The sequence below is a fragment of the Luteibacter yeojuensis genome (genome assembly GCF_000964085.1).
Classification (GTDB): Bacteria; Pseudomonadota; Gammaproteobacteria; order Xanthomonadales; family Rhodanobacteraceae; genus Luteibacter; species Luteibacter yeojuensis_A.
On record NZ_JZRB01000027.1, the window covers coordinates 25,676 to 32,367 of the forward strand.

The window sequence follows — 6,692 nt, forward strand, 5'->3', positions numbered from 1 at the left end:
GGGAGGCCGCCATGAACACCGCACAGCGCATCGTCATCCTTGGCGGTACCGGGTTCGTCGGCAGCCACCTCGTGCCGCGGCTCTCGGCCGACGGGCACAGCCTGGTGCTGTTGTCGCGCAACCGGCAGGCGAAGCGCCACGCCACGGTGGGCCGCGATGTCACGGTGGCCACCGCGGATGTGTACGACCCCGCCGTGTTGCGCAAGCACTTCGCAGGGGCCGACGCCGTCATCAACCTGGTTGGCATCCTCGCCGAAAGCGGGCGCAACACGTTCCAGCGGGTTTACGTGGACCTCGCCCGCACCGTCATCGACGCATGCCGTGCCGCCAGCGTGCATCGCCTGCACCAGATGAGTTCGCTACAGGCCGGCAAGGGCGCGTCGCAATACCTGCAGACGCGCGGCCAGGCCGAGGCGCTGGTGCGCGCGTCGACACTGGACTGGACCCTTTACCAGCCAAGCACCCTGTTCGGCCCGGGCGACGGCCTCGTCAGCCGCTTCGATGGGCTGCTGCGGCTCGCGCCAGCCATGCCCCTGCCGCGGCCCGGGGCCACCATGGCGCCGGTGTATGTCGGCGACGTGGTGGAGGCCATCGCGCGGTGCGTGGCCGATCCCTCCATCTCGGTGCTGCAGACGTTCGAGCTCTACGGCCCCGAGGTGTGGACGCTGCTCGACCTGGTGCGCGCCATCCGCGACACGCGGGGCCGCCGGCGCCTCGTGCTGCCCATGCCCGACGCGCTGGGCCGCGTCCAGGCGGCGGTGGCGCAGTTCGCGCCGGGCAAGCCCTTCACCCCCGACAACTTCCGCACGCTGCTCACGCCGTCGGTCGGCAAGGTTGACGGCCTCGCCCGGCTCGGTATCGTGCCCCAATCACTCTCGGCATGGCTGCCCCGCCTGCTGAGCCAGCCGGTGCGCCAGCGCCGCCTCGACGAGGCACGCAGCCGCCGGCGCCCCTGAGCCCAAGGCACGCAAGGCACCATGGAGATCTACCTCGTCGGCGGCGCCGTACGCGACCAACTGCTGGGCCGCCCCGTCGTCGACCGTGACTGGGTGGTGGTCGGTGCCACGCCCGAATCCATGCTCGCCGCGGGCTACCGCGCCGTGGGCAAGGATTTCCCTGTCTTCCTGCACGGCGACAGCAAGGAGGAATATGCCCTGGCCCGCACCGAGCGGAAGACCGGCCGCGGCTACCACGGCTTCGCCTTCCATGCCGACCCCAGCGTGACGGTGGAGGCCGACCTCGAGCGCCGCGACCTGACCATCAACGCCATCGCGCAACACGGCGACGGCACGCTCGTCGACCCCTTCGGCGGCGTCGCCGACATCGAGGCACGCCTGCTGAGGCATGTCTCCGATGCCTTCGTCGAGGATCCCGTGCGCCTGCTGCGCGTGGCCCGCTTCGCCGCGCGTTATGCCGCGCTGGGCTTCCGCGTCGCCGACGACACCATGGCGCTCATGCGCCGCATGGTGGAGAACGGCGAAGTGGACCACCTGGTGCCCGAGCGCGTGTGGGCCGAAACACGCAAGGCACTGGCCGAGCCAGCGCCCGAGGTTTTCGTGCGCGTGTTGCGCGCGTGCGGCGCGCTGCGCGTGTTGTTCCCCGAAGTGGATGCGCTGTACGGCGTGCCACAGCGGCCCGAGTTCCACCCGGAGGTCGATACCGGCATCCATATGGAGATGGTGCTGCATGCGGCCGCCGTCCTGGCGCCGGGCGACGCGCTTGTGGCGTACTGCGCCCTCACCCACGACCTGGGCAAGGCGCTCACGCCGGCCGACGTGCTGCCACGGCACATCATGCACGAGCAGCGCGGCATCGAGCCCGTGCGCGAACTGTCCGCGCGGCTGAAGGTGCCGGCCGATTACGCCTTCATGGCGGAGATGGTCTGCAAGCACCACCTCAACGCGCACCAGGCGTTCGAGCTGAAGCCATCGACGGTGTTGCGCCTGCTGGAAGCACTGGGTGCGTTACGCCGGCCCGAACGCCTCGAGACCTTCCTGCTCGCCTGCACGGCTGACAAGCGTGGCCGCCTTGGTTTCGAAGACGCGCCCTACCCGCAAGCCGATTACCTGCGCGCGTGCCGCGTCGCTGCGGGGGCGATCACGTCGAAGCCGTTCACCGACGCGGGGCTGCAGGGCCCGGCGATCGGCGAGGCGATGAAGAAGGCGCAGGCCGGGGCGATCGCGAAGGTCGCGAAACCCGCTTGATTCAGAAGGCCTTCTCTGTGGGAGCGCGCTTGCGCGCGATCGCGCGCAAGCGCGCTCCCACATGTAACCCGATCTCTAGAGCCGCCCGCCCTGGTCCGCCGCCATGACCCCCTCGGGCAACGTCGCCGGGTCGATGCCCTTGGCGAACATCATCACCTGGAAGCGCTCGCCCATCTGGTCGGGCAGCGTGAGCTTCTTCACTTCCTGCGCGAGACGGTACCGCGCGGCCTCGTCGGTGAGTGCAAGGTAGTCTTCCTCGAAGAACTCCTGCATGCCCGCGGCGATGAGGAACTGCGCCTGCGGCATGTACGCCGCCACGCCGAAGCCGGCGCTGTTGCCGGCCTCGGCCAGCGCGGTGAAATCCACCGACGCGGTGAGGTCCTGCAGGCCCGGCAGGAAGAACGCATCGCCGTGCGCACGGTGGCGATAGAATGCGCGTAGCGTGCCGTCGTTGCGCTCGGGCAGGTAGTACTCGCTGCGCACGTAACCGTAATCGGCGAAGATCATCGCCCCCTTGTGCAGCGTGCCCGCCACCGCCTGGATCCAGTACGGCAGCTGCGGCAGCACCTCGGTGCGGTAGCCGGCCTCGAACTCGCGGCCCAGGTCGCGCTCGAGGTGGCGCACGGCACCATTCACCAGCACGTCGGCCGGGCGGTCGGTGCGCTTGAAGCGGCCCTCGCCGTCGAGCACCACGTACTCCTCGTACACCTCGCCATCGCGCGTGGTGAAGCGCGTCGTCGGCAGGGCATCGATGACTTCGTTCGCGAAGATGACGCCATCCCAGGCCTCTTCCAGCGGGGCATCCAGCCACACGGCGCGCTTCGCCACCTCGGGCGGCAGGTTCGCGTGCAGGCGGGTGCGCTGGCGCTCGCGCAGGTCGGCGCTGGGCTCGAGGATCATGTAGCGGCGCGGCAGCGTGCCGGCGGCATCGAGGGCCCGCAGGGCCGCTTCGGCGAAAGCACCGCTGCCGCCGCCCAGCTCGAGGAAATCGGCATCGGGGCCCAGCGCGGCCAGCACCGGCTGGAACGCGCGGACGATGCAACGGGCGAACAGCGTGCCCAGCTCGGGCGCGGTGACGAAATCCCCCTCCGCGCCGAACTTGGCCTTGCCCGCGCTGTAGTAACCCAGGCCCGGGGTGTACAGGCAGCGCTCCATGAAGCGCGAGAATGGCATAGGGCCGTGCGTGGCGATCTCTTCGCGCAGCAGGCCCGCAAGGTGGTCGGAGTGGGCGCGCTCGTCGGCGCCGGGTTCGGGGAGGCGGTCGGTCATACCCGTCAGAATACCACCGGGGCCTCGGGACCACGGTGGGACCGAACCATTGTAGGAGCGCGCTTGCGCGCGATGGGGGTTACGGTGGCCCCCATCGCGCGCAAGCGCGCTCCTACATTAGAAATCCTGCTGCAGGGACAGGAACACGCCGCGGCGGGGGCCGAACTGCGGGGCGCCGACGCCGATGCCCGAACCGTCGCGGATCTCGTACGTGCGGTCGAGGGCGTTCACCAGGGCCAGCTGCGCGTGGGTGGCGCCGATGGGGGTGAGGTTGAAGTCGTGCGCCACGCTGAGGTTCAGCTGGAAATACGCCGGCATGTGGTCGCCATTGGGCACCAGGCCATCGGCACGCAGGCCCGAACCGAACAGGTAATCCGCACCCACGCGCGTGCCTTCGCCAAACGCGTAGCTCACGCCGCCCGACGAGGTGTACTTCTGGTCGTGGTCGAGGTGGATGAAGTGGTCCTCGATGTAGGCGAGATCATCCGGGTCGAAGTTGTACTGGCTGGTGATCACGCGCTTGCCCACCGCGCGGTTGTACGCGAAGTTGAAGTACGCGGTGAGCGCGCCGCCGTCGTAGTTCACGGTCAGCTCGTCGCCCTTGATCTTGCCCTGGTCGTAGTTGAACGTGGAGTACACCACGGCCGCGCCGAACTGGCCTTCATCCTGCAGGCGCTGCACGTTGCGGCGGTAGCTGTCGAGGCCCACCGTCCACGCATCGCCGAACTTCTGCGAGATACCCACGTCGTAGTAGCTGGAGCGCTCGGCCAGCGGCAGGTCGTTGCCGTTGTCGGGCAGCGCGTTGGTGGTGTTGTTGAACTTCGCGATCGAGGTGGGCGTGATCGACTCGGTGGCCGGCGGCGTGAAGTAGCGCGAGTACCCGGCGTGGATCGTCGTGCTGTCGGTCGGCTGGTACACCACGCCCAGGCGCGGGCTCAGCTGGCTTTCCGGCTTGAATGCATTGAACTTGTCGGCGCGCACGCCGTAGTTCACGGTCCACTGCGAACCGATGCTCCACTCGTCCTGAAGGTAGGCCGCGTACGTACGCGCCAGGATGCGGCTCGTGTCGAGGATGTTGAGCGGCGTGGTCGAGGCCTGGTTGCCGGCGTCGTCGGTCGGGAACACCAGCGCGTTGTTCGTGGCATTGGCGCGCTCGAACGCACCATAGATGCCGTAGCGCAGCGTGTGGTTGTCGCCCAGCGGCGTGGAGAAATCGGCCTGCAGCGTATCGGCGCGGTTCGAGCGGCGCACATCCGAGGCCACGCCGTTGAACATCAGGTCGCCGATATCATCCGGGGTGAAGTCGAGGCCGCTGTAGCGCTGGCCCGCCGACACCTGGTAAGCCGTGCCGCCGACCTTGCCCTGCAGGCTAAGCACGCCGAAACGGGTCTTTTCCTGCTGGCGTTCGTTGAGCTGGGCGGAATCGAAGTTGGTGACATCGAGGTAGCCGAACTGCGGATCCTGGCCCGGGTTGTTGGGGATCTCGAAGCGGTTGTTCGTCGCGCCGAACATGAAGCTCAGGCGGGTATCGTTGTCGATGAGGTACGACACATCGCCGAACGCCTTCACCTGGTTGGTGTGGTCGTGGATCGGCTTGCGGCTCGCCGTGGGGTTTTCGATGCCCACGTCGTTCTCAAGGTAGTTCGCGGTGAGGAAGAAGCTCCAGTTGCTTTCGCGGCCGAACAGCGTGGCGTTGGGGTTCAGCGTGCCGAACTGGCCGCCCGTGATGCCGACGCTGCCGCCGACGCCATCCTGCTTCTGGCTGCGCGTGGTGATATCGACCACGGCCGCGGTGCGGTCGCCGTACTGCGCGGGCAGCGCGCCGGTCAGCAGCTTCACGTTCTCGATCATGCGGGCGTCGAGCGTCTGGCCGAAGCCGCCGATGCTCTCGGGGATGAGCACGCCGTTGACGCGGTACTGCAGGTTCGCGTGGTCGCCGCGCACGTGCAGCTGGCCAAAGCTGTCCTGCACCACGCCGGGTGCCTGCAGGATCACCTGGTTGAGCGGGGTGGAATCACCCAGCGGCAGCGCCTGGATCGTCTGGCGGTCCATCACGTACTGGCTGCTGCCGGTATCCGGCGACAGGCTGTTGCGGGCGGCATCAAGCTGGGCGGTGACATCCACCTCGCCAAGATTCGTAGCTTTTTGCGGTGGCGCGGCATCGTCGGCGAAAGCGACGGGGGCCGAAAGGGCCAGGGCGATGGAAAGGGCTAGGCGCAGGGGCTTCATGGAGGACGTGGCCACGGATGTTATAATGTTTCACGAGTGTCAGGCCTCCACCTTTCGGGTTTCTTTCGGGAGCCTGCGACGTATCGTCGTGCCCGCACCTTCCATTCAGCCGCTTGCATCGCGTTCACGGCCCAGCCTTCACCCTTTCGCCATCAAGGCAGGAGATACCGATGGCCAAGCGTGAACCGGCATCCGAATCGAAAGAGATCGTGCCCACCCAGGGCGCCGACCGTGGCGAAAGCGCCGTGGCCAAGGCGATCCTCGAGTTCGTCAGCCGCATCCCCGACAGCGACGTGCCCAAGGCCACCCGGGGCGGCGCGGAAGAAGAGGCGCGCCGCCTCGCCAGCACCGCGGCCAACAAGGCGGCCCTCACCGCCGGCTCGCTCGCCCTGCCGCCGGGCCCTCTCGGCTGGCTCACCGTGCTGCCCGAACTCGTCGCCATCTGGCGCATCCAAGGCCAGCTGGTGAGCGACATCGCCGCGGCCTACGGCAAGACCGCCAAGCTCGGCCGTGAGCAGATGCTGTGGTGCCTGTTCCGCCACACCGCGGCGCAGGCCTTCCGTGACATCGCCATCCGCGTCGGCGACCGCCTCGTCTTCCGCACCACCGCCACCAGCGTGCTGCAACGCCTCGCCGGCCGCATCGGCGTCAGCGTCACCAAGCGCGCCGTGGGCAAGGGCATCTCGCGCTGGCTCCCGGTCGTGGGCGCCCTGGGCGTCGGCGCCTACGCCTACTACGACACCGGCCAGGTCGCGAAAACCGCCATCGACCTCTTCAGCGGCGACATCCACATCGACGACGGCACCGACGACAAACCCACAAAAAAACCCAAGGCGCCTGACGTCGCCGAGGCTCATGTAGGAGCGCACTCCGTGCGCGACCCGACGCCAAAGGCGTCGGCCCGCAAGGCGGTGAAGAAGGCCGTTGCAAAGAAACGAACAACCGTCAAAAAAGCCGTAGCCCGAAAAACCACCGCCGCAAAAACGGCGG

The 6,692-nt window shown here is 68.2% G+C and carries 5 protein-coding genes; 3 read left to right on the forward strand and 2 right to left on the reverse strand.

Features of this window, described 5'->3' with window-relative positions; all coding sequences use genetic code 11:
- Positions 1-11: 11 nt before the first annotated feature.
- Together VI08_RS12990 and VI08_RS12995 are read left to right on the forward strand one after the other, a co-directional pair.
- A complete protein-coding gene (locus VI08_RS12990; RefSeq protein WP_045830024.1) occupies positions 12-956 on the forward strand; it encodes a complex I NDUFA9 subunit family protein in 945 nt (314 codons plus the stop codon).
- Positions 957-977: 21 nt separating this feature from the next.
- Positions 978-2,204 carry a multifunctional CCA addition/repair protein gene (locus VI08_RS12995; RefSeq protein ID WP_045830025.1) on the forward strand — a complete coding sequence of 409 codons (1,227 nt, stop codon included), beginning with the start codon at positions 978-980 and terminating at the stop codon, positions 2,202-2,204.
- 75 nt (positions 2,205-2,279) lie between these two features.
- On the opposite strand, the gene VI08_RS13000 is transcribed toward VI08_RS12995, so the two are convergent.
- Positions 2,280-3,473, reverse strand: coding sequence for a class I SAM-dependent methyltransferase (locus tag VI08_RS13000; protein ID WP_045830026.1), 1,194 nt, complete (start codon positions 3,471-3,473; stop codon positions 2,280-2,282).
- A gap of 117 nt (positions 3,474-3,590) precedes the next feature.
- Positions 3,591-5,702, reverse strand: coding sequence for a TonB-dependent receptor (locus VI08_RS13005; protein WP_045830027.1), 2,112 nt, complete (start codon positions 5,700-5,702; stop codon positions 3,591-3,593).
- A 170-nt stretch (positions 5,703-5,872) separates the two neighbouring features.
- On the opposite strand from VI08_RS13005, the gene VI08_RS13010 reads away from it, so the two are divergent.
- A partial coding sequence (locus VI08_RS13010; protein WP_052697901.1) for a hypothetical protein occupies positions 5,873-6,692 on the forward strand: 820 nt, incomplete at its 3' end.

Excerpts from the sequence above, each read along its gene's own strand:
- VI08_RS12990 (WP_045830024.1), top strand. The coding sequence starts at position 12 with ATGAACACCGCACAGCGCATCGTCATCCTTGGCGGTACCGGGTTCGTC.
- VI08_RS12995 (WP_045830025.1), top strand. The coding sequence starts at position 978 with ATGGAGATCTACCTCGTCGGCGGCGCCGTACGCGACCAACTGCTGGGC.
- VI08_RS13000 (WP_045830026.1), bottom strand. The coding sequence starts at position 3,473 with ATGACCGACCGCCTCCCCGAACCCGGCGCCGACGAGCGCGCCCACTCC.
- VI08_RS13005 (WP_045830027.1), bottom strand. The coding sequence starts at position 5,702 with ATGAAGCCCCTGCGCCTAGCCCTTTCCATCGCCCTGGCCCTTTCGGCC.